This is a genomic window from Nostoc sp. CmiVER01 (assembly GCF_034531135.2).
Lineage (GTDB): Bacteria > Cyanobacteriota > Cyanobacteriia > Cyanobacteriales > Nostocaceae > Nostoc.
Genome location: NZ_JAVRBU020000024.1, coordinates 1 through 23,152 on the forward strand (window position 1 = coordinate 1; position 23,152 = coordinate 23,152).

The 23,152-nt window shown below is 41.4% G+C and carries 23 protein-coding genes; 16 read left to right on the plus strand and 7 right to left on the minus strand.

Annotated elements, in window-relative coordinates; translation table 11 throughout:
* Positions 1-1,023 precede the first annotated feature (1,023 nt).
* The 4 genes from RMZ43_RS31385 (at position 1,024) to RMZ43_RS31400 (ending at position 5,255) form a co-directional block, all read left to right on the plus strand.
* Entirely contained in the window at positions 1,024-1,593 is a 570-nt protein-coding gene (locus RMZ43_RS31385; protein ID WP_109012010.1) for a photosystem I assembly protein Ycf4, read from the plus strand.
* A gap of 163 nt (positions 1,594-1,756) precedes the next feature.
* Positions 1,757-2,557, plus strand: coding sequence for a peptidylprolyl isomerase (locus RMZ43_RS31390; protein WP_322655486.1), 801 nt, complete (start codon positions 1,757-1,759; stop codon positions 2,555-2,557).
* 46 nt (positions 2,558-2,603) lie between these two features.
* A complete protein-coding gene (locus tag RMZ43_RS31395; protein WP_322651179.1) occupies positions 2,604-3,749 on the plus strand; it encodes a beta-ketoacyl-ACP synthase in 1,146 nt (381 codons plus the stop codon).
* Between the two features lie 216 nt (positions 3,750-3,965).
* The gene (locus RMZ43_RS31400) at positions 3,966-5,255 is read left to right on the plus strand and encodes a Glu/Leu/Phe/Val family dehydrogenase (RefSeq protein WP_322651178.1); all 1,290 of its coding nucleotides are present in this window, start codon (positions 3,966-3,968) and stop codon (positions 5,253-5,255) included.
* A gap of 45 nt (positions 5,256-5,300) precedes the next feature.
* Here RMZ43_RS31400 and RMZ43_RS31405 read toward each other — a convergent pair whose 3' ends face one another.
* On the minus strand, positions 5,301-5,480 hold the full coding sequence (locus RMZ43_RS31405; RefSeq protein WP_322655485.1) for a hypothetical protein: 180 nt from the start codon (positions 5,478-5,480) through the stop codon (positions 5,301-5,303).
* 138 nt (positions 5,481-5,618) lie between these two features.
* Positions 5,619-6,515, minus strand: coding sequence for a LysR family transcriptional regulator (locus RMZ43_RS31410; RefSeq protein WP_322655484.1), 897 nt, complete (start codon positions 6,513-6,515; stop codon positions 5,619-5,621).
* Positions 6,516-6,624: 109 nt separating this feature from the next.
* Here RMZ43_RS31410 and RMZ43_RS31415 point away from each other — a divergent pair, with 109 nt between their 5' ends.
* The 3 genes from RMZ43_RS31415 to RMZ43_RS31425 all read left to right on the plus strand — a co-directional run bounded on the left by RMZ43_RS31415 (position 6,625) and on the right by RMZ43_RS31425 (position 8,836).
* Positions 6,625-7,515, plus strand: a complete 891-nt coding sequence (locus RMZ43_RS31415; RefSeq protein ID WP_322655483.1) for an aspartoacylase — start codon at positions 6,625-6,627, stop codon at positions 7,513-7,515.
* A gap of 74 nt (positions 7,516-7,589) precedes the next feature.
* Positions 7,590-7,880 (plus strand): hypothetical protein, encoded by a 291-nt coding sequence (locus RMZ43_RS31420; RefSeq protein WP_322655482.1) that lies wholly within the window; start codon positions 7,590-7,592, stop codon positions 7,878-7,880.
* Between the two features lie 110 nt (positions 7,881-7,990).
* Positions 7,991-8,836: a hypothetical protein gene (locus tag RMZ43_RS31425; RefSeq protein WP_322655481.1), complete on the plus strand. Its 846-nt coding sequence runs from the start codon at positions 7,991-7,993 to the stop codon at positions 8,834-8,836.
* Between the two features lie 358 nt (positions 8,837-9,194).
* On the opposite strand, the gene RMZ43_RS31430 is transcribed toward RMZ43_RS31425, so the two are convergent.
* A complete protein-coding gene (locus RMZ43_RS31430; protein ID WP_322651172.1) occupies positions 9,195-10,313 on the minus strand; it encodes a Gfo/Idh/MocA family oxidoreductase in 1,119 nt (372 codons plus the stop codon).
* 103 nt (positions 10,314-10,416) lie between these two features.
* Positions 10,417-10,890 (minus strand): hemerythrin domain-containing protein, encoded by a 474-nt coding sequence (locus RMZ43_RS31435; protein WP_322651171.1) that lies wholly within the window; start codon positions 10,888-10,890, stop codon positions 10,417-10,419.
* Positions 10,891-11,286: 396 nt separating this feature from the next.
* Between RMZ43_RS31435 and RMZ43_RS31440 the strand changes: the two genes are divergently transcribed.
* The 8 genes from RMZ43_RS31440 to RMZ43_RS31475 all read left to right on the plus strand — a co-directional run bounded on the left by RMZ43_RS31440 (position 11,287) and on the right by RMZ43_RS31475 (position 17,477).
* Positions 11,287-11,766 carry a DUF29 domain-containing protein gene (locus tag RMZ43_RS31440; RefSeq protein WP_322651170.1) on the plus strand — a complete coding sequence of 160 codons (480 nt, stop codon included), beginning with the start codon at positions 11,287-11,289 and terminating at the stop codon, positions 11,764-11,766.
* A gap of 205 nt (positions 11,767-11,971) precedes the next feature.
* Positions 11,972-12,634, plus strand: a complete 663-nt coding sequence (locus tag RMZ43_RS31445) for a hypothetical protein (protein WP_322651169.1) — start codon at positions 11,972-11,974, stop codon at positions 12,632-12,634.
* A 56-nt stretch (positions 12,635-12,690) separates the two neighbouring features.
* Complete coding sequence (locus RMZ43_RS31450) at positions 12,691-14,013, plus strand: four-carbon acid sugar kinase family protein (RefSeq protein ID WP_322655480.1); 1,323 nt, start codon at positions 12,691-12,693, stop codon at positions 14,011-14,013.
* Positions 14,014-14,154: 141 nt separating this feature from the next.
* Positions 14,155-15,195 (plus strand): septum site-determining protein MinC, encoded by a 1,041-nt coding sequence (gene minC / locus RMZ43_RS31455; protein ID WP_322655479.1) that lies wholly within the window; start codon positions 14,155-14,157, stop codon positions 15,193-15,195.
* Between the two features lie 167 nt (positions 15,196-15,362).
* Entirely contained in the window at positions 15,363-16,169 is an 807-nt protein-coding gene (minD, locus tag RMZ43_RS31460) for a septum site-determining protein MinD (RefSeq protein ID WP_109012001.1), read from the plus strand.
* Positions 16,170-16,205: 36 nt separating this feature from the next.
* Positions 16,206-16,493 carry a cell division topological specificity factor MinE gene (gene minE, locus RMZ43_RS31465; protein WP_109012000.1) on the plus strand — a complete coding sequence of 96 codons (288 nt, stop codon included), beginning with the start codon at positions 16,206-16,208 and terminating at the stop codon, positions 16,491-16,493.
* Between the two features lie 289 nt (positions 16,494-16,782).
* On the plus strand, positions 16,783-17,058 hold the full coding sequence (locus RMZ43_RS31470) for a hypothetical protein (RefSeq protein ID WP_322651166.1): 276 nt from the start codon (positions 16,783-16,785) through the stop codon (positions 17,056-17,058).
* On the plus strand, positions 17,055-17,477 hold the full coding sequence (locus tag RMZ43_RS31475) for a type II toxin-antitoxin system VapC family toxin (RefSeq protein WP_322651165.1): 423 nt from the start codon (positions 17,055-17,057) through the stop codon (positions 17,475-17,477). The genes RMZ43_RS31470 and RMZ43_RS31475 overlap by 4 nt, the downstream gene beginning before the upstream one ends.
* Before the next feature lie 227 nt (positions 17,478-17,704).
* Here the strand turns inward: RMZ43_RS31475 and RMZ43_RS31480 are convergent, their stop codons facing one another.
* On the minus strand, positions 17,705-19,030 hold the full coding sequence (locus RMZ43_RS31480) for a hypothetical protein (RefSeq protein WP_322655478.1): 1,326 nt from the start codon (positions 19,028-19,030) through the stop codon (positions 17,705-17,707).
* 850 nt (positions 19,031-19,880) lie between these two features.
* Between RMZ43_RS31480 and fmt the strand changes: the two genes are divergently transcribed.
* Positions 19,881-20,912: a methionyl-tRNA formyltransferase gene (gene fmt, locus RMZ43_RS31485; RefSeq protein WP_322655477.1), complete on the plus strand. Its 1,032-nt coding sequence runs from the start codon at positions 19,881-19,883 to the stop codon at positions 20,910-20,912.
* A gap of 105 nt (positions 20,913-21,017) precedes the next feature.
* Here fmt and RMZ43_RS31490 read toward each other — a convergent pair whose 3' ends face one another.
* Complete coding sequence (locus RMZ43_RS31490) at positions 21,018-21,380, minus strand: DUF6464 family protein (protein WP_322655476.1); 363 nt, start codon at positions 21,378-21,380, stop codon at positions 21,018-21,020.
* A 107-nt stretch (positions 21,381-21,487) separates the two neighbouring features.
* Positions 21,488-22,999, minus strand: a complete 1,512-nt coding sequence (locus RMZ43_RS31495; RefSeq protein WP_322655487.1) for a hydroxysqualene dehydroxylase — start codon at positions 22,997-22,999, stop codon at positions 21,488-21,490.
* Between the last annotated feature and the right edge of the window lie 153 nt (positions 23,000-23,152).

Genomic DNA, 23,152 nt, shown 5'->3' on the forward strand with positions numbered 1-23,152 from the left:
AGTATCCCTGACCAACCTACGAATACGAAGCGATCGCGCTTGAGCCAGTCGTCTAATACGTCAAACCACCCTCTACTAGGGGCGCGTCCAACTGCGATGGTCATCGGACTAAAATCCTCTTTTTACTAAAATTGCAACGTTTCTAAGACAGTGCGGAGAGCCAGTGTAACCGACTGCCGTGAGGAATTAACGTTTTTTTTGACAATCTCAACAGCGTCAAAGCAATTGAGATTCTGAGAGAAATACTCATTAATGAGATCAGCATTTCTCTTTCTTTATGCCATTACACGTACCATCGGCTAGTAATCTAGCTTGTGGTAACTTAATGATTCTTAACTTATCATACTACTCAGGGTTTTTGCCTGATACACACCAAGCAAATCAGTTATGAAACACAAACCTTATAAATAATATGAATATCAGAAATTTTACAATTTGACACAACTTTTCTCAGAAATGTAAAAAAATTTAGTCTACATGGACGTGGGCAGGGGGCAGGGGAGAAATAATTTTTATCAGCGATTGAGTGAATAAATTTAGGACTTAATGCCCTAACAAATTATACAAGTAGCAGGAACAGGGAAGGGCGCAGTTGAGTTGTTGTCAACAATGTTTGGTAAAATGTGTATGGTTACTTCGCCGCCACGGTCGTTGATACACCTCTGAAAAAACTATGTGAAACGTTGGACAAAGGGGAAGGTACTAGTACAGCACAACGGAAATAAGCAGATCATTGAAAAGCCTTGAAAAGCTTATTCCATAACACTTTTGAGTTTTGACTTCTGCCTTGCGGTACTAGTGGTTTGTCCCATAGTGCAAGTAAGGCATCATCCGGGACAGTAAAATTTATAGGGTACAGGGTAAAAAATTCCTCGTCTACGGTAAAGTATACCGTGGACTTAAAACAGAGCTTCAGTGCCTCCTCAGCAATAGCCGGATTGGTACAGAAGTACACACTATATGCCAAAGCATTAAGTGTGCAAGTATGTGACAGCGAGTATCTCACGGGGCAATGGTAGTTAAATGACGGCATCAACAACGATTAACAAAGGCGATCGCCTCCTGCATCAAAATGTTCTCGGTTCTCGTCGGTTCAGTAATTACTGCTGGGCAACTATCGTTACGTTGGGAGCAAGCGGCTTTTTATTGGCTGGAATATCCAGTTATTTAAAAGTTAATTTACTCATAGTTTCCGATCCAACTCAACTGGTATTCGTCCCCCAAGGATTGGTGATGGGTTTATATGGCACTGCTGGCTTGCTATTAGCCACATATCTGTGGCTAGTAATTTTATGGGACGTAGGAGGCGGTTACAACGAATTTAATCAGGAAACTGGCACAATTAAAATCTTCCGTTGGGGATTTCCTGGCAAAAACCGCCGAATTGAGATTGACGGTCGCATAGAAGATGTACAGTCAGTGCGAATAGCCGTCAAAGAAGGTCTTAATCCTCTTCGCGCCCTCTATCTACGCATTAAGGGTCGGCGAGATATACCCTTAACACGGGTTGGACAACCGTTATCTTTAACAGAGTTAGAAACAGAAGGTGCAAAATTAGCCCGCTTTTTAGGAGTGTCATTAGAAGGACTGTAAGGAAGTGGGGATGAGGGAGCAGGGGGAGCAGGGGGAGCAGGGGAAGAAGAGTTATTGATTAATGACCAATGCTCAATCCCCAATTCCCAATTCCCCATTCCCAATTCCCATTCCCAATACCCCTCGAAACGATAAGATACTCTGGTTAAATCGGTAACAGGCAATGCGGTTAAAAATTTCACAATTTTTGCTTTCTATTGCGATCATCAGTGCTTTGATGTTGGGTGGATGTTCAACACAGCAAGTCGCATCTAATACGTCTTCTCCAATCTCGACAGCTACCTCGACCACAAGCGAGGCAAGCAGCAAGACAACTACTGAAGCAACATCTTCATCTGAAACTAATAGTGAGAGTATTCCTGGACTGGCAGATTTACCACGTCTCGATGGCAAGGCTACTGTGGTACTTACGGTTAAAGGCTCGCCGATTACTATCGAAGTAGATGGCACTGATGCCCCTATTACAGCAGGCAACTTCATAGATTTAGTACAGAAGGGTGTATACGATGGTTTAGTTTTCCATCGAGTTGTACGGGAACCCCAACCATTTGTTGTTCAAGGGGGCGATCCACAAAGTAAAGACCCGAAAGTTCCAGCAGATAGACTGGGAACTGGTAGTTATATTGACCCAAAAACGGGAAATGCTCGTTATATACCTTTAGAGGTTAAGGCGAAAGGTTCAGATACTCCGACTTACAATAAACCCTTTGATGCTACTGCTCAACCTGTCGTATTACCCCATAAACAGGGTGCAGTAGCGATGGCACGATCGCAAGCACCAGACTCCGCCTCTGCCCAGTTTTACTTTGCTTTAGCAGATTTGCCGTTCTTAGATGGTAACTATGCTGTGTTTGGCAATGTAACTCAAGGCTTTGATGTAGTAAACAAAATTAAGCAAGGCGATCGCATTGACTCCGCTAAAGTCACACAAGGTGCTGAAAATCTGAAAATATCAGGGAAGTAGAGGAAGAGGGCAGGGGGCAGGGGGAAAATAACTACTAACTCCTAAATTGACAAAGGTTGTTGTCACTGGTATTGGTTTAATTTCCGCCTTGGGTGGAAACTTAGAAGATAGCTGGCAAAATTTGCTAGCAAGTAAATCTGGAATTCGATTACATCAACCTTTTCCAGAATTTACACCACTTCCTCTAGGTTTGATTGGTCAACAACCATCTGAGTTGACAATGTTAACTCAGATGGTTGTAGCTTCTGCTTTACAAGATTCTGGCTTAGTTTCACATGCACCTGATTGTGCTGTAGTCATTGGATCGAGTCGCTCTTATCAAGCGTCTTGGGAAATCATGGCGCAGCAAATGTATAAAGATGTAGCGAATTTGTCCGTGTCCTCTTTTGGAAATTGGCTAGATACATTACCTCACATGAACGCGATCGCTACTGCAAGACAAATCGGTGCATCAGGTATAGTTTTAGCACCGATGGCAGCTTGTGCAACTGGAATTTGGGCGATTGCTCAAGCAGCTTTGCTTATTCAAACTGGGCAATGTCAACAGGCGATCGCTGGCGCAATAGAAGCGCCGATTACACCCCTAACTTTAGCTGGATTTCAGCAGATGGGTGCTTTGGCAAAAACTGGGGCTTATCCCTTTGATTTGCACCGGCAAGGCTTAGTGTTAGGCGAAGGCGCAGCTGTGTTTGTCTTGGAATCAGCAGAGTTGGCAAAACAGCGTCAAGCAAAAGTGTATGGTGAAATTCTCGGTTTTGGCTTAACTAACGATGCATATCATGGTAATTCACCAGAACCTGAAGGCAAAAGTGCGATCGCTGCTATCAAACAATGTCTAGAACGTAGTTGCCTCTCACCAACTGATATTGATTACATTCATGCTCATGGCACAGCTACCCAGCTAAATGACCAAATGGAGAGCATGGTAATCCAGCGTTTGTTTCCCCAAGGGGTGGCAGTTAGTTCCACCAAGGGAAGCTCAGGCCACACATTAGGAGCATCTGGAGCTTTAGGTGTGGCTTTTTCTCTCATGGCCTTAAAGCATCAAATATTACCACCTTGTGTAGGATTTCAGCAGCCGGAGTTTGATTTAGATATCGTTACATCTGCACGTTTAAGTAAAATTAGGCAAGTACTATGTTGCAGTTTTGGCTTTGGAGGACAGAATGCAGCGATCGCACTAGCAAGGTAAAAACTTGTCATTTTAACTATCTGACTGACGTTATATATAAGTTTTACTTAAGTTTTTGCTCTTGATATATAATTATCCTGCTTTTGTAGCAATAGCAGAATATAAAATATAAAACTGTAACAAAAACTACAAAAATTTTATTTCCCTAAAAAAAAGGATAAGCTAAATACAGATGATATCCGGTTCGTAAAGATACCGTGATTAGGAGAAAATTTTATGATTTCAAAATCTCTGTTGCTGCCAGAACCTGCTTCTCCAGCGCATATATGCCCATTTGATCAAGCATGTAGCTACTTAGAAGCGGCAGCTAAAGAATTAAATTTAAATCAGGGTTTGCTAGAAATTCTTAGCCACCCGCGTAAGGTTGTGACGGTTTCCATCCCCGTGAAATTAGATAATGGGGAAATACAGGTTCTTGCTGGACACCGGGTGCAACACTCCGATGTTTTAGGCCCCTACAAGGGTGGAACCCGTTACCATCCAGCAGTGACATTACGGGAAGTATCTGCTCTAGCAATGCTGATGACCTGGAAATGTGCTTTGTTAGGTATACCTTACGGTGGTGGGAAGGGTGGCATTCCCATAGATCCGAAACGCTACAGTGTTGGCGAACTAGAGCGAATCACCCGCCGTTATATCAGCGAGTTGATTAAAGATATTGGGCCTGCTGTAGATATTCCTGCTCCAGATATGGGTACTTCTGCCCGTGAGATGGCTTGGATGATGGACACTTACTCTGTGAATGTCGGTCATGCTGTACCAGGGGTTGTAACTGGAAAACCGCTTTCTATTGGTGGTTCGCTGGGACGAGAAATGGCAACCGGACGTGGCGTGATGATTATTGTCCGTGAGGCGCTGGCACAGCAAGGTAAATCCTTAGCAGGTATCCGAGTAGCTATTCAGGGTTTCGGTAACGTTGGCTGTGCCGCAGCAGAATTATTACATCAAGCAGGCGCGAAAGTTATTGCTGTTTCAACGGGTGCTGGAGGAATATTTTCCGAAGTCGGTCTTGATATTCCCAGGTTGAAAGTCTATGCTGCTGAAAATCGTAAGAGTATTATGGGTTTCCCGCAATCTGTACCAATTAGCAATGCAGATTTATTAACTTTGCCCTGCGATGTTTTAATACCGGCGGCTTTAGAAAACCAAATCACTGAAGAAAATGTGAATCAAGTGCAAGCACGAATTGTCGCAGAAGCAGCTAACGGGCCGATTACTCTTGAGGCTAACTTGGCGTTAGAGGCGCGGGGTGTGACAGTGCTACCCGATATATTGGCGAATGCTGGCGGTGTAGTAGTCAGTTATTTAGAGTGGGTGCAGGGTCTTTCCTATGTATTTTGGGATGAGGAACGCGTTAACCGCGAAATGGAGCATTTGATGGTACAAGCTTACCATCGGGTGATTCAGCAGTCGGAGATACGGCAAATTCCTCTGCGATTAGCTGCTTATACTTTAGGGGTAGGTAGAGTGGCTCAGGCGCTGACTGACAGAGGTCTTTATCCTTAAGATTTAGGCATGGGGTAGAAATGAGCAACTGTGCAGAAAGTTACGTTAAGGACTTAATGAGCCACTTTCAATACTGCGATCGCTTTCATTGAAGTAGCGGGAACTTTTCTGTAGACACGTTGTAGACAAAGTGTGGACGGTTTGCCTACACTTACGAAAACCACTTCCAACCAAGGCAATGCTCATCCCGTCCACTTCCCCCAGTCCTCGATCTGCTCGAAACATAATGCGGATATCCTCAGCACTCACATCACATCAGCGAACAGATGGGTGGACTGTTGCATAAAGCAATATAAATTCCTTAAGCAGCAATTTCTGGAGTTAGTTGAGCAACCTTGGTTCGCAAATTCTCCACGACCTTTCTTACATTTCCCATCTGCGGCTTATATCTTTGAGAACCTCTAGAAACTCATTTAAAACAGCAGATTGGTCGTCACGCCGCCAAAGCGCAACAATGCTGATTTTCAGGTTATTTCCTTCAATTGGTCTGTACACAACTCCCTGACGCTGAATATTTTGGGCATTTTTTAGCAGCAAAGACACCCCGACTCCACCCGCAACTAAACTCAATACGGTCAGCATCCAAGTTGCTTGTTGGACAACTTTTAATTCATGACCAAAAACCTGTTCACAAAAATTAATAATTTGATTATAGAAATGGATTACTTTTGGTGAAGGTAAAACAAAAGGTTCATTCGCTAATGCCTTGAGTGGAATTTGAGATTTAGCTACTAGTAGATGTGACTCAGGTAAAGCAATCACTAGTGGCTCTGACAAAATGGTTATAGACTCTAAATCTGGGTGATTATCATTGGGCAAAAAATCAAAACCAATATCAATTCGGTAATCAAGCAACTGCTGTATTTGCTCATTCAATGCTAACTCACATAAAATTAGCTCGACATCAGGACGATGGGAGCGAAAAGCTTGCAGTACATTTGGTAGAACACTGTTAGTAATTGAACTATTAAGTGCGATCGTCAACTCTCCTACCTCACCAAGACTAGCTCTGTATGCTCGTCTCTTCGCCCGTTCAACCTGCCTAATAATCTCAGAAGCATCTTCAAAGAAAACTTTTCCCCCAGATGTTAACTGGAGTGGTCGTCTCTCTCGGTCAAACAGTTCAAATCCTAAGTCCTTTTCCAAGCGACGAATATGCTTGCTCAGATATGGCTGATCGATATCCAAGAGGTCAGCAGTTCGACTGAAGTTGAGTTCTTCAGCCAGAACAGTAAAGTATTTTAGCTTGTCTAACTCCATACGTATTAAGCACTATGCCAATTTTATCTAATCTTATGCAAATTTAAGCTTGCAGAAGCATAGTATTACTTTTATTATGCATTTACAAGTATTGAGCGAGTAACTATACATGAACCAAAGCAGCCAAAAAATCCACCGGGCCGTAATTATTGGTGGAATCCACGGGAATGAACTAACAGGAATATATATAACTAAACTCTTTGAGCAATTTCCTCACCTAATTCAACGACCTAGCTTTGAAACACTAACATTGTTGGGCAATCCGGAAGCCTTTGCAGAAGGCAGGCGTTACATCGACAAAGACTTAAACCGCAACTTCAACAAGGAAGACCTGCAAAACCTGGAACTCAGGAGCAATGAAGATAGGCAGGCAAGACTGATTATCGAAATCCTCAAACCGAAAAATAAATCGCAGACAAGCATTTTTGTGGATTTGCACAGCACGACTGCAAACATGGGATTAACTCTGATTCTTATTAAGCTTGATCCTTTCTTGTTGCAATTAGCAGCATATCTGAGTTCGATAAATCCTTTGGTGAAGGTTCTTTATATTCAATCTCATGAAGAAGATTCTTTCTTAATTTCCCAATGTGAATTGGGTTTTGCTGTTGAAGTTGGTTCAGTACCTCAAGGTGTGTTAAGTGCAGATTTGTTTCAGAAAACGGAGAAACTGATTTATGAAATTTTGGATTATGTAGAGGCGTTAAACCAAGGTTCAATTCCACTAAAAAACGACACGCTCACGCTCTATCAACATGTAGGGACTATTGATTATCCCAGAAACGAGCATGGAGATATTCAAGCGATGATTCACCCAAATCTACAGTTTAAAGATTATGAACCTCTCAATCCTGGGGAGCCGATTTTTTTAACTTTTGAGGGTAGAACTATTGCTTATGAAGGGAAATCAACAGTTTACCCAGTCTTCATCAATGAAGCAGCTTATTATGAGAAAGGTGTTGCCGTGTGTTTAGCCAAAAAGCAACAAATTACTGTCTAGGTAAAAAGTAATAGGCAGTGCAATTAGAATATTGATCTCCTCTTACCCTAGATAAATTACGGGAATCATTTATTATGAAAAACACAAACATAGCTCTGACGATTCTGCTCTCTGCAAATAAAGAGACAAGTTACATGATGTTTACCAAATTAGTTCGCAAAACTGCAATAGTTCGTGTATTAGTATTTTCAGTGTTATCTGTAGCTAGTCAAAAATCCCTAGCAGACCAAACTTTTGTCATAAGAAATCAAAATCGGCAAATGATAAGTGATGTACTTGCAAATTACCCTAATAGTAACCATTGGCAGATGGTTTATCACATGCTTATTGTACATCGTAAAGCGGTACGTGTACCAATACTCTAGGTTAAGGACACAAGCATAGTAAAGTAATAATTCTTCTCCAAGAAGTGCGATCAAACTTTTGCAGTTAAAAGATTTCTCCTTGATCACCCCAACATTAGAAACAGAGTCATATGTCTAATAATTTTTTAGTACAGCACATTTCAAAAGGAACTGCTAGGTTTTTTGCAAGTACATCAATAGTAGTAGGCATTTTATCTACTATTGGCTTAAGTTCTTCACGGGCTTGGGCTGATTACTACACATCCAATATTCCTCCCCTAGCAACTAGCTATATCAAAACATTAACTCAGCAAAAAAAAGCTATTAATCAAATTGTGTTTGCTCCTAATGGAGGTTTCGGAATAGTATTTGGTATAAATGGTTATTCTACGTATCTTCTTCCACAAAAACTTCTCAAAGACCTGAACGAGATAAATAAAAACCGTGGAATTATAAATAGCATTACGTTTACACCTTCGGGGGAGTGGATAGTTATCTATAACGATTATGGTTTTTATGAGAGTTCAAATTTTCCACAAGACGTTACTAATAAACTTTTAGAAATAAATAAACAGAAAAAAACGATAAAGAGTGTTGCATTTACACCGTATGGAGGTTGGGTAATTCTCTTTGGCAATAAAGGTGCTTCTTGGCATAATATTCCACAGGCACTTATTAATAAGCTAGTTGATATAAACGAAGCAGACAAAAGTATTGACTATACAACATTCACTAACAATGGGGAATGGATTCTTATCTATGATGACCGAAACCGAATCGCTAATAGTAAAAATTTTCCACAACAGGTTATTCCTACAATCAGGAATATATACGCAAATTTCGGGCAATTAACAACTATAGTTTTTACATCTAACAATGGTTGGGTATTATTCTATGATGATTTTGCGACTGTCATAAGGCGGCTACAAGCTGAGGCTGAAGCGTATCGAAGGGCTACAGACTACATCAGACAATAACTAGGCAGCATTTTCACCCTCATCCGAAAATCAGTTATGAAAATTTTCAAGGTTCTGTCCTTGGCGTTTTCACCCCAGGTTATTTATTAATCTAGGAACGAATCGCACAGCGTAAGTTTCTGTACGATTGCTCATTTCACGCCGACATAGACAGCAGTTTTTAATTGAATAAAAAACATATAAGGGCACAATATTATTGTTGTGCCCTTATATGTTATCAATAGCGAGCATTTTTGTTAAGCGATCGCTATAAAATGACTAGTACTAAGTGTCTGTTATCTAACAATTATCCACTTAGTACATTCTTTATCTCATCAAGCTTGATTTTGTGCAACTCACCAAGAACTAGTATTAGTAATCATTGTCCAGAAGGTGCAGCAGCATGAATCAAATCCGGCTTCTCGTCATTAGGAGGAAGCTCAATAGTTTGATCCGATGTGGGGCGTTGGTGGCGGTCGCTAGTTTGGATCTGCACAGGTTTACCTGTTTCAATTGACTCGTAAAGCGCTTGAATGATCGAAACATCAATCAACCCTTCCGTACCTGATGGTTCTGGGTCTTTATCTTCGAGAATACAATCAGAGAAGTAGGTAAATTCAGCTGCTAATTGATCGTGACCCTCAAAGGTACGCTCTTGAGTTTCACCATTAATTGTTAGGTAATGCTTGATTTCTCCTTGCCAAGGATATGCAGGGTCTACTCGTAAATCACCTTGAGTACCTACAATCTGATAGGTTGAAACACTTGCACCTCCAAAGCTACAGGTAAATGTTGCCAATCGCTCATTCGGGAAACGCAAAATAACGCTAGCCATTTCTTCCACTTCGCTGAAGCGTTGTTCTCCGTTATTGGCAGCTACAGCAAATACTTCAATTGGTTCATCTTGGAATAGATAACGCGCAGCATTAAGGCAGTAGATACCAATATCATAGAGTGTGCCGCCACCTGTAACATCTCGTAAACGAATATTTCCTTCTTCTACTTGCTGAGTAAAAACCGAGTTGAAAATACGTGGTTCACCAATTTGCTTTGAACGCACAATTTCCACTGCTTGTAAATTTGCTTCTTCTAAATGCAAACGATAGGCAATCATCAGCTTTACATTATTGTCATTGGCAGCTTTAATCATTGCCTCACACTCTTCTTCTGTTACTGCCATCGGCTTTTCACATAATACATGAATTGCCTGATTAGCAGCCCGCACAGTGTAGTCGCAATGCAAGTGATTAGGCAACGCAATATAAACTGCATCAATCTCTCCACTTGCCAAACAGTCTTCATACTCTTCGTAAGAGTAAGTATGCTCTATACCATATTTTTTGCTTATTTCTTCGCTTTTAGTAGGATCATCTGAAACCAGTGCCACTAATTCTGAATTGTCGGCGTTGGCAAAGGAAGGTAAGGCAGCTTCTTGGGCAAACCAACCTAAACCAACAACTGCATAACGAATTTTGCGCTTCTGATTTGTAGCAGTCATTTTTCTACTCCCTGATGAAGAATACTTTGGTGATTTCAATTGATTAATTATGTGCAAATCATGGTTGACTGTTTATGCAACCTATTTAGAGATAATTGCCTCATTACGTTGCTAATGCAGCTTCTATATCTGGCATCAATTTAGCTTTAGTTTCCTGAAATTCTTGGCCCAATTCAGTTAGTTCTTCAGCACTCATACATTCGCGCACAGCACTAAAAATTTCGCTTTCTTCTTCTTCTACATGATGCTCAACAGCTTCCTTCAATTCGCTCATTTTTTCTTTAAACTCAGGGTCAGTAGGCTTAAGAGCCTTAATCTCTTCTAAAATCACTGAAACTTCTTCATGTTCTTCTTCAGCTTCTTCAACATATTGTTCGGTTTGTTCGTAATCTCGCAAAGCTGGGTAGAAGACTATTTCTTCAGTTCTAGCGTGTAAGTTCAATGCTATATAGATTTGATTGAATTGCTCCACCAATTTTGCACCCTTAGCTTTTTCTGCTCCTGCAAAAAGTTTTTCAACTTGGCGATGTTCTGCTTCAATTAATGAAAGAATATCATTTGCTTTAGTTTTAGCCATTTTTCTCCTTCAGTAATAATCAATTTTTTTATAAGGCTGAGAATCTTGAGGCTGATGAATGGGATCTCGTCTATTTTCAACGGCTTGTTAAATAAAAACCTCATTCTTTCAGTAAGCTTTAGTTTAAACTTAAGGAATATTTTCGGTGTTGCATCCTAACTGAAATTCATAACCTCGGCATGATGGATACTGAGTATGTGGCGTTAGCAGCCCAAGGCTATGACTCAAATGCAAACCTGCAACGCCAACTGAAGATTCCCGCCTACGTTAAAATATTGTATGAAGACACGTCACGATAAAGGCTAACTAGCCTTGTTTTTACTCAAGAATGGTAAGATTTAGTGAAACTATCATCAAGTCCAAACTAAACCAAAAAATAGGAATTTAGCAAAGTGTATGGTGATACAAATAGAACCAAAAGCTCAGACTTTATACGACCAAGATTATTACCTTTGGCTGAGGACGACTATCAATCAACTTCGTGCTGGTCAGTTTTCATCTGTGGATTTAGATAATCTGTTAGAAGAATTAGAAAGTATAGGTAGGAGCCAGAAGCGAGCAATTGAAAGTTTATTAATTAAGCTTCTTGAACATCTACTAAAACTCAAGTGTTGGGATGAAGAACGAGAACGTAATCAAGGACATTGGAAAGGAGAAATCAGGACTTTTCGTAGAGAGATTAAAAAAGCTCTCAAAGATAGTCCTAGTCTTAAGCCTTATATTTTAGAAATATTTGATGAATGTTATCAAGATGCAAGAAAAGAAGCAAGCGATCGCTCTCAACTTCCTATTGATACATTCCCTGTTGCACTGCTTGGCTCTTTAGAACAAATTCTAGATGAAAACTGGTTTCCTGAGTCACAATACTCAACTTGATGTGCGCTTAAATGCGATCGCCTACATTAAGTACTGCATTGTATCCAAAATAGAGCAGGAAATAAGTGCAAATGCTTTTTAGCTTGATCTAATCGTGTTGCACAATCTGCTTTTTATCATAACTATACGTAACCATCCATTCCTTATCTACCAAACCCGATTAAAATAAATACGCAACTTGGGCTTCCATAGGAGTTATCCAGCCGTGCAGCCGGACTTAATAGGCTTGGAAATTAGTAAGGGGGAACTGAGACGTTTGACTGGGTTTGATCCAGAAGACGTTTTTCGCCCCTCTGTTTTGCGAGATAGGAAGAAGCGATTAGGGTTTTTTGTCAATGAATTGCTGGTAACGCTAGCGTTAACGCCAATAATTGTTGGTTTTATTTACGCGTTTATTATTCTGCCAACAATTGGTTCTTCAATTCGACTAGGAATTCTTTTACTAATTTTAGTGCCAATGCCGATATTAGTGGGGCGATGGCTGTGGCGGCAGTTGACCTGTCCTGAAGGACTGACAATACTTTTAGACGAAGTTGATAAATATCATGACCTAGTTGCTGCTATAGATATTAATGACCAATTGGCAGCATCAGGAAACGTAGAAAGCAGTTTCCGTGACCGAGATCAAGTAATCGCCGCCTTGCAACTAATTAGAGAAGATTTAGTCCGCGCTCTGAAAACAGAACGAATTTTGCGGGATAATAAAAAATTGCTTGCTAATAACCAAGAGTTATTTGTGAATAATTTAGCCAGTCTGCAAGCTTTACAAGTTAGTAGTCAAGCAGGCGAATATGCTCAACTGCTAAATCAATCATTGCAAATTGCGATCGATGTGCAAGCAGAAATCAGAAAATTGCACAAAGGCTGAGTAGAGTTTTTCTTTGCTGATGGCTTTCTTAAAAAACAATCGCCCCGTTGACCTAAATGAGCAACAAACCAAAAATAATTGTCCTGGATGATGACCCTACGGGTTCTCAAACAGTCCACAGCTGCTTGCTGCTAATGCACTGGGATGTGGACACTCTACGCATCGGGTTGCAGGATGATTCGCCGATTTTCTTTGTGCTAACTAATACTAGATCGCTAACGCCAGAGTCAGCTGCATCTGTAACTAAAGAAGTTTGCCATAACCTGAAAATAGCTTTGAATGCGGAAGGAATTGAAGATTTTCTGATTGTCAGCCGTTCTGATTCTACTTTGCGGGGACATTATCCCATTGAAACTGATGCGATCGCAAAAGAACTCGGCCCTTTTGATGCTCATTTTCTCGTACCAGCTTTTTTTGAAGGCGGACGCATCACCCGCGACAGCGTTCATTACTTGATTATCGATGGTGTACCCACCCCAGTCCATGAAACTGAATTTGCCCGTGATTCCGTCTTCAGCTACCATCACAGTTACTTACCCAAGTACGTCGAAGAAAAGACTCAAGGAAGAATTAGTGCCGAAGCTGTAGAAAGGTTTCTCCTAGCTGATATTCGCGCTGGTAGTTTGGAACGTTTGTTACAACTGAGTGGTAATAAGTGCGCTGTCGTCGATGGCGAAACTCAAGCTGATCTCAACCGCTTTGCAGTAGACATATTAGCAGCAGCAAGTCAAGGGAAACGCTTTCTATTTCGCAGTGCAGCAAGTATTTTAACAGCTTTAGCCGCTTTACCACCCCAACCCACTGCCGCCGAAAATATGGCGCAGTACGTGCGCCAAGGCAAACCAGGTGCAGTGATCGTTGGCTCCCATGTGAAAAAGACTACCCAGCAATTAGAGGCGCTATTGCAAGTAGAAGGAACGGTGGGAATTGAAGTGAATGTAGCACGATTACTTGATGATGCAAATCAATCTGCGGCATTGCTAACTGAAATTCAAGAAAGTACACGGGCGGCACACAAGGCTGGCAAAACACCAGTGGTTTATACTAGCCGTCAGGAACTGAATTTTAAAGATGCCAAGACACGATTGGAGTTTGGGGAAAAAGTTTCAGGTTTATTGATGGATATTGTCCGCAGTTTACCATCTGATATAGGATTCTTAATCAGCAAGGGTGGTATTACCTCTAATGATGTTTTGAGTGATGGATTAGCTTTAACTTCAGCCCGTTTACTCGGTCAAATTTTAGCTGGTTGTTCAATGGTGTTAACGCCATCCGATCATCCCCAGTTTCCTGATTTACCTGTGGTACTGTTTCCCGGTAATGTCGGCGATGCTGATGCCTTGGGGACAGTTTATCAGAGGTTGACTGTGCCAATTTGAGATTTAAGATTTGAGATTAAATAATCTTTTGGTTCATGCCAGACTAACTTCTTGTTACGCGCTTTCAGCCCTCGTGGGTAATACAAATCTAAAATTTAAAATCCAAAATCTGTGTATCCTTTGTCTTTTGGCTAGTACTTCATGACTTCTGATTCTGCTTTTCCCAATCTAAAGTCAAATTCTGCACTTCCTAATGCAGACCCAAACTCTATCTTTTCGGAGGTAGAGGGAAATCCTACTGTTTCTGATGTAGAGTCAGATCCTATCCCCCCTGATGCGGAGTTAAAATCCGTCCTCCTTTATCTAAAATCAAATACTATTCTTGAAGATGTAGAGTCAAATCCTGCGAACCCAGATGTAGAGTCAAATACTGAGCCGGCATCAGATTTTATTCTTACTGATTTAAATCCTAATGAGTCAGCAATATCAGGGTATCGCGTAAATGATAATAGTCAAGTCCAGTTAAAAAGTAAGGAGGGACGGCTGTTATTAATTCTACCTCCGGAATCTCAAATATCTGCTTCAGAACTGAGTTGGTCTGATATTTGGCAACAAATAAGACAGCGTTTAAATGCAGGCGATCGCTTTCGAGTATCTAATACACCTGTGCATCTAATGGCACAAGACCGCCTAGTAGATGCCAGACAACTCCAAGAACTCGCCGAGGCTTTGAGTGATGTGCAACTGCGGCTAATATCAGTCTCGACTAGTCGGCGGCAAACTGCGATCGCTGCCGTCACATCGGGGTATTCTGTAGAACAACTCCAGCCCGTAACTTCTTTGAATTCCGAGCAAACAGCTACAGCCATACCCCAAGAAGATGCCCTTTATTTAGAAATCACAGTCCGTTCTGGAGTAGAAATTCGTCATCCTGGTACAGTAATTATCTTGGGAGATGTAAATCCAGGTGGTATTGTAATTGCAGATGGAGATATTATCATCTGGGGTCGTCTACGTGGAATCGCTCATGCTGGTGCTGGAGGCAATCGTGAGTGTCTAATTATGGCCTTGCAAATGGAACCAACCCAACTACGGATCGCAGATGCTGTAGCTAGGGCACCAGAAAAACCGCCAATACAGTTTTCTCCAGAGGTGGCACATATTACGCCTCAAGGAATTCGCATCGCTAGGGCTACTGATTTTTCCAGAAACCAATTTACTAAGAGCAATCAAGAACAATAAATATTTACTTAAAGAATGAAGTATAAAGGATGAAATAAGATAAACATTCATGCCTCGCCCTTATCAGGAAGAACAGATATTTCTTCATACTTGATACGATACTTCATACTTTATACTGCAATTTACTGTTTTATATTTTCTGAACCCTTATTGACCACATTTCTATCATGACTCGCATTATAGTGATTACCTCCGGCAAAGGAGGAGTGGGTAAAACCACAGTTTCAGCAAATCTGGGCATGGCTTTAGCCAAAATGGGGCGTCAAGTTGCCTTGGTTGATGCGGATTTTGGTCTGAGAAATTTGGATTTGCTGCTAGGGCTAGAAAACCGCATAGTCTATACTGCGGTAGAAGTCTTAGCCAGAGAGTGCCGCTTAGAACAAGCCTTGGTCAAAGATAAGCGCCAACCCAATCTCGTACTTTTGCCGGCAGCCCAAAATCGCTCTAAAGATGCAGTCACGCCGGAACAGATGAAGTTATTAGTGAATGCACTGGCGCAAAAATACCAGTACGTAATCATTGATAGCCCTGCCGGTATTGAAAATGGATTTAAAAATGCGATCGGCCCAGCAAAAGAAGCCCTAATTGTCAGCACCCCAGAAATTTCCTCAGTTCGTGATGCTGACCGGGTAGTGGGTTTACTAGAAGCACAAGGTATCAAGCGTGTTCATTTAATAATTAACCGCATAAGACCCGCAATGGTGCAGGCAAATGATATGATGTCAGTGCAAGATGTTCAGGAACTTCTCGCCATCCCCCTGATCGGGGTAATCCCTGACGACGAGCGTGTTATTGTATCTACCAATCGCGGCGAACCCTTAGTGTTAGCGGAAAATCCCTCTTTAGCTGCCACAGCCTTTGAAAACATTGCTCGTAGATTAGAAGGGGAAAGTGTCGAATTTCTGGAGATCGACTCGTCCCAAGACAGCATCTTCGCCCGTATACGAAGGTTGTTCAGGACAAAGATTGTTTAACTTACTTTTCCAGTCTCCGCGCCAGACCTATTCGTAATGATTGAACTTCTAGAACGACTTTTTTCTCGCGGCTCTGATAGCAGTCGAACTCAAGTTAAACGTCGCCTGCAATTGGTGATTGCTCACGATCGCGCTGATATAGACCCTCAAACGTTGGAAAAAATGCGGAAAGAAATCTTAGATGTAGTCTGTCGCTATGTCGAAGTTGAGACGGAGGGCTTAGAGTTCTCCTTAGAAAGCAACCAACGAACGACAGCTTTAATTGCTAATTTGCCCATTCGCCGAGTCAAAGGAGCCATACCTGAATGGGAAAGGGGTGATTAGTCTCCATAATTTTATTTTTAAGTAAAAATGCTTAAAAAATAATAAACTTATCTTTAATTGTGGCAAAGCATACTAACTTTAGTTGATATTTGTGGGCGTATTCTACGATACGCTTTATAAATTGAGTACTACGAGAATTATTCTCTTCAGAGACTTATTGCGTGGGAGCGATGTCTGACGACAAGCCACTCCGTGTCTCCGCCTTTACCTGAACTCTTACAATGTAATTTCTCTTCGAAGGCTGTTAACGTAATAAATGAAGTCTTATTGGTATTGAGGCAGATAACCTGTGACAGCCAGAGAGCAACTAATTCAGGAAATTGGGCAGGTTTCCGATTCTCTAGTCGAAGAAGTGCTAGACTTCTTGCTATTCATAAAAGGCAGACAGGATCAAAAAAATTCTACATCTGATGGTGAGAAAAGCCAGCCATCTGAGCAAAGCATTTTAGAGCGTATGGGAGGAATTCCCCAGCATTTGCTCTGTGTTGGTAATTTGTCAGATCGAGATGTTCGGAGAGCAGTTATTGCATCGCGGATACAGCAGAGCCACCAACAGAAATCATGACCTATCATTCTACAATTTTGGTAGATACAGGTTTATTGGTTGCCTTTTACGACTCAGCAGATTCACATCACAATCGAGTGGTTGAATTTTTTGCTGGATGCACTAGTCGATTGTTGACGAGTGAAGGTTGTGTCACTGAAGTAATGTGGCTATTAGCCTCTGACTGGCAAGTGCAAAATGAGTTTCTGTTCCACCTAGCGAATCACATCTATAAGTGTGAATCGCTTACGCCTCAAGATTTTTCTCGGATTGCTGAACTGAATGCCCAATACGCTGATTTACCAGCAGATTTTTCGGACTTATCCCTTGTAGCAATTTCTGAACGCCTGAATGTTGCTGCAATCGCCACACTGGATAAAGATTTTGATATTTATCGACGTTATCGTAACCAACCATTTGAACGAGTTTTCTACCCTTAATAGGACTTACACAAAAATTGCTAAAAAGCTTAATTTATCGAACCGCCAAGACGCCAAGAGCGCCGAGAATTCGTAGAGTGTGCGTAAGTCCTACCTTAAGTAACAATGCCCGACAATGCCTGCTGTTTTTGCTAGCCTACGCACAATTCAGAACCCAAATTTCCGATAAATAAAAAATCCCGTTATCAGCAGTGACGACAACGGGAGTATATAAAATATTTAATAAATTATCGGTAGGCTACTTGTGGCCCTGCCCAAATTTCTGTAACCTTTTTACCAAAAGTAATTGGCTGATCTTCATCTGTTGTAGTTACAGTTTTGCCATCATTAGCAACTTGCATTAATGGCCAGTTTTCCTCACCTAATTCACCTGCACGGAACAACACATGATCCGGTTGCCTTTTACTCCAACCTAACAATACTGCAATTTTGTCATGTTCCTCCTCCTTAGCATTAGCAGGAGCAACTGTGTTAGCTTGATTTTTTTGCCGATCCCAAATCACTGCACTATCTGTAGAATCGCCTGTATTAAATATACCTTCAAACTTTCGTGCTAAGAAGCGATCGCCTTTTTCTGACCAGCTAACCGGAACTAATACCCCAATTTTACCACTCGGATCAGTTTCTTCAGACGACGCACCCTTTAGAGCCTTTACCTGTAATAAAGGATCGCTAACAGGAGTAGTTGAAGCCATCACCCACAACCTCTTAGTGTGCATATCTTGGACAAACAGTACGCTAGTTACACGGCTGTTGTACATTTCTGGTTTTACTTCTAGTTGCACCCGGCTATAAACTGCATATTTCCCATCTGGAGAAACCACAGGTACGCTGCGGTAGTGGCGCACTCCCGAACCCCCCTTGGAACCAATAGCTTCTTGAGTCGCTGTAATCCACTTCCAAGGAATAGGATGAGGACTACCGATAGGATCTATTTGTTCTGCTTGGGACTCATTGTTTGGTTCAGAAACAGGTATTTCCGTTGTTGTGGTTGGTTGTGATTCTGTAAGAGTTGGTGCTACTTGAGTTGCTGTCAATGATTCAGTTAAAGACTTTTCTCTAGAGAGAGAATTTTCTTGTCCTTTTAAAGACTTGATATTAGCAGCTTTGAGTTTTCGGATTAAATTAAGTTGACTAACAGGAACATCTGTTAATGGTGCGAGTTCAACTGCTGCTAAAGAATCAGGAATAGTTAAATTGTTGCTTGACACAAAACTATGTATTTGAGCCAAAGACTCTATTTTATCGGCTGGTAATACTTGCGGTTCCTGGACAGTAGTACTTTGTGTTGGTACAGAGTCTAATTCTTCTATTAAAGAGTCGATTTGCTCTGTTTTTGATATTTCAGCTATCTCAGGTTCCCCAACTACAGCTATTTCCTTTGATACAGAGTCAGAATCTCCAGTCATCGAAGTTAGTTTAGATACTTCGGATTTTACCTGGAACGAGTGAGCCGATGCCCCTAGTAAGGGTGCAAGCAGTATTGCAACGACAACGTAATTGAGAAATGGTTGAGCGCGGAACCATCCTGACAGCAAAAGGGATTTAAGCATTTGTAGACTCTCTAGAGGGGCGGTAGCTATGTGAGAAGCAATACCTATGCAGCAATGGGCAGGCGGTAATTATATGTATAACAAGAAACTAAAAACTTTGACGAGATATTTTCTTCAAAGTTTGCAGAGTTTTACAAAATAATTAAATATCATTATCAACACCTTTAATTACTCAGGTACTGGATGTTTTTGTACAAGAATATGTGAGTATAGTAAATATGCTGACAAGTCAGTAATTACTACACAAATATAATCTTGCTGTTGCTATACCTAACCACACCAAAAACAGGTGTTAGTCAAAGGAATATTCAGCGTGTGATAACGCTGGCAACCAAGAGGAAATAAATCGGCTATTGGGGATCGTACTAGCGATCGCTAGTACACTACAAACAAGCCAGGTTACACACTAATATAAGAGGGCAAACCCTCATAATGGTAAACGTGAGGCGTTATGTGAAAAACTCTTAAGGCAGACGCACAATACATAATACTCAGAAAATACTGCTGTCAGCAACCTAAAGTTATAAACTGCAATCTTAACTACAGAAATAGTTAGAAGACGCAATACTTTTTTAGAAACCCAATTGCATTTAACGGCAATTAGGTGCAAGTTATCGGGAACACAACAAAACTTACTCGGTAGATGCTCTAGCGGATCGTGACGAGACACCACTAAACTATTAGGTTCACTAAAGGTAGATGCAGTTGATACTAGTTATTACACTTGTCAACTTAACTATTAAGTTAATTAAGATAGCCTTTCGTTTCACCAATACGAAAATATTGTACCACCAAACAGCCAATATTATTTACCATTAATTAATCACTAACGATTCACAACTAATTATTAATGAAAATTGTATTCTTTGGTACACCGCAGTTTGCTGTACCCACATTAGAAAAGTTATTGAATCATGCAGAATTTGAGGTGTTGGCAGTTGTCACCCAACCAGATAAACGCCGGGAGCGCGGAAATAAAGTTACGCCTTCGCCAGTAAAAGCGATCGCTACTGCTCACAACTTACCAGTATGGCAACCCGAACGGGTGAAAAAAGACACCGAAACTTTAACCAAACTCAAACAGTTAGATGCAGATGTGTTTGTTGTTGTCGCTTATGGACAGATATTATCGTCAAAAATCTTAAATATGCCAAAATTGGGCTGTATTAATGTGCATGGCTCGATTTTACCCAAATATCGGGGTGCAGCGCCGATTCAGTGGTGCTTGTACAACGGTGAGAAAGAAACGGGGATCACAACCATGTTAATGGATGTGGGGATGGATACCGGCCCAATGCTACAAATAGCAACTACACCTATTGGATTATTAGATACTGCCCAAGATTTAGCCTTCATACTAGCTGCGATCGGTGGGGATTTATTGGTAGAAACTCTGTTGAAGTTGGAACGTAAGGAAATTCAACCAATTCCCCAAGATAATTTAGCAGCTACTTATGCACCTCTGATTCAAAAACAAGATTATGGTTTGGATTGGTCAAAAAGTGCTGTGCAATTACACAATCAAATCAGAGGCTTTTACCCTAACTGCACCGCTACCTTTCGTAACAACCTGCTGAAAATCACCGCTTCTGCTCCCCTTGGTTCTGTAAGCGATGTCTGGCGACAAGCCGCTCCGCGTCTACGCGATCTCCCACCAGAATTACAAGAGTTAGTGCATAAATTGCCGAATTTGTCAAATATATTAGACAAACCAGGAGTTGTAGTCAGCCTTGCTAAAGGAATTGGAGCGATCGTCCAGACTGGAGAAGGTTTGTTGCTGTTGCGAGAGGTTCAGCTAGCTGGTAAACGTCCCCAGTCGGGATGGGATTTTGTTAATGGTACCCGCTTAACTGTAGGAGAAGTTTTTGGTGCGGGTAATTGAGGGGTTGTCAATTTTAGATTTTGGTCACACCTTTGGTGCGCTGGAAGCACAACTTTGATTTTGGATTAAAGGAAAAATCCAAAATCTAAAATTTAAAATCTAAAATTAAATGACTTCTAACTTTTCATAAAAGCGGCAAGATTCGCAAGGGCCGTCTGGGTTGACTGCACACCGCATGATTTCTGAATGAGCATTATAGGAGCAGGTGGCATCACCAATTACCCAACGTCCTGCTACCAAACTTTTCTCAGATGGCCGTTTAGCAGACTGTACATAAATGGCAATGTTATGCAAGCGGTAGCGCCCACCTTTAAGTTGATATCGATGGCGGCGTTCTAAAACCGCGTAGGTTTTACCTTCAAAATCGAGATAGTTTCCGGGTTGAGGTGTCCAATCAAGTTGCACTTTACCGAGAGACTCACGCGGATGCGTCAGAATCACCTCAGTTTGTAAAGAGTCTGGCTCCATAAGCTTATGTGATTTGATTTACATTATAAGGATGGTATCGCAATAGCTTTCTTTAGCTTACCGAATTTAGATTACAATTAATGATTAACTCTTCGCGTCCTTACGAATTAGGGCAACCAAAATTCAGGTAGGATAGATTTGCTCAAGTCGCGGAAAGTTTGGTTGAGCGATCGCGCCACTTGGATATGCGGTTCATCCTCTTCTACAGCTAAAATCTCAGATGGCTGACCTTCTCCCAAATAAGACACCACTAGATTCGCCGCTTCCAAACCAGTAACATAAGCCTTTTCTTGTGACCAAGAACCATGACGGTTCACAATCCAATCCCCACTCATAAACACATTCTCAAAACTTGTCTTAGCGGGCAACATATAACGATAGCTACCAGGTGCAAAGTGAGTCACCGCTTGCGGTAGCCGAATTACACTGCTATCAATTATTTTTGCCTCCCGAAACGCTGGGATACAAGTTGCTAAATAACCCTGAACTATTGCTAAAATCTCCTCATCACTCAAATTGAGAAACTGATTCGCGTGATAGAAATCAACTTCAATCACCGTTCCTGGTTCATTCCGATATTCATCATGTAGAGCATTCAAATCAAAAAACGTCCAACCTGTAGTTACGTCGAATCCAAAACAAGCATTAGAAGGACGAGGAATATCAATTTTGCGGTCAAACCATAGTCGCGTTGCTAAAACATCAATTGCTCCTAAATTGCTTAAATTACGGAATTCTTCATGGCTTTGTAAACTAGGGCTAGTTGAGACAATTTTCTTCATCCCTGTGATTCCAACCGCAAAAATCACCGCATCAGCATCAAACACTTCATCACCGCAAACCACACCCTTGGCTCGATGATTACTATCAACAATTAAATCTGTAACTCGACGCTTAGGTAATACTCGCACACCAGCTTTTTCGATACGTTCCACCCAAGGACGAAATATTTTTTCTCCGACAGTTCCTCGACACCAAACTACATCAAAATCTGGTTGATGAGCCAGAATAAAAAAGTAAAGCATTCCTAAAGTTGCGGCGGCTGAACATTGTTCACCAGGGGCAAACAAGCCCACTAATAACATTGGTTCAAAAGCATCGCGGTAAAGTCTTGCAGAAACATTAAAGTCTTTGAACAATTCACGGGCAGTTACAAAATCATAGCGCCGCCAAGCTGCATCAGAGTTGTCAAAATCAACAACAGCATAAAGTAAAGGTAAGGCGCTGATACGGTCAATTAGTGGCAGCCGCTTAAATTGAGTGTAGAGAAATGTTCCCAATGGCGAGGGGAGTCGTGGTAAGTCTTGAAAAATTGGTGATTCAACTTCCAAACCTGCTGGCGAATATTGCGAAGAACGAGTCCAAGTAGTAAAAGGATTAATTCCTAATTCATTGATTAGGGAAAAAATATTTTTGTACGGATACCAAAAGCCATGAATACCAGCTTCAACAGATTTTCCGGCGGCTGTTTGCCAACCTGCCACCAATCCACCTGGATAGGGGCCTGCTTCTAGAAGCGTCACATCATAGCCTTGTTTTGCCAAATGGTAGGTTGCTCCTAAACCAGCCCAGCCAGCACCTACAACTACTACCCGTTTTTGTTGTGACCCTTCTACCATCCCAGCCTCCAATTGTTGCATATCAACTAATGTATACGAACTTGCCGTTCTCATCAGATAACCAAAGAGGCAGGGGAGCAGGGGGCATTTGGTAGCATAGCTGTGCTACCCTACGAACCATATTCCATTGAATTAAAAACAGTTATAGACTTT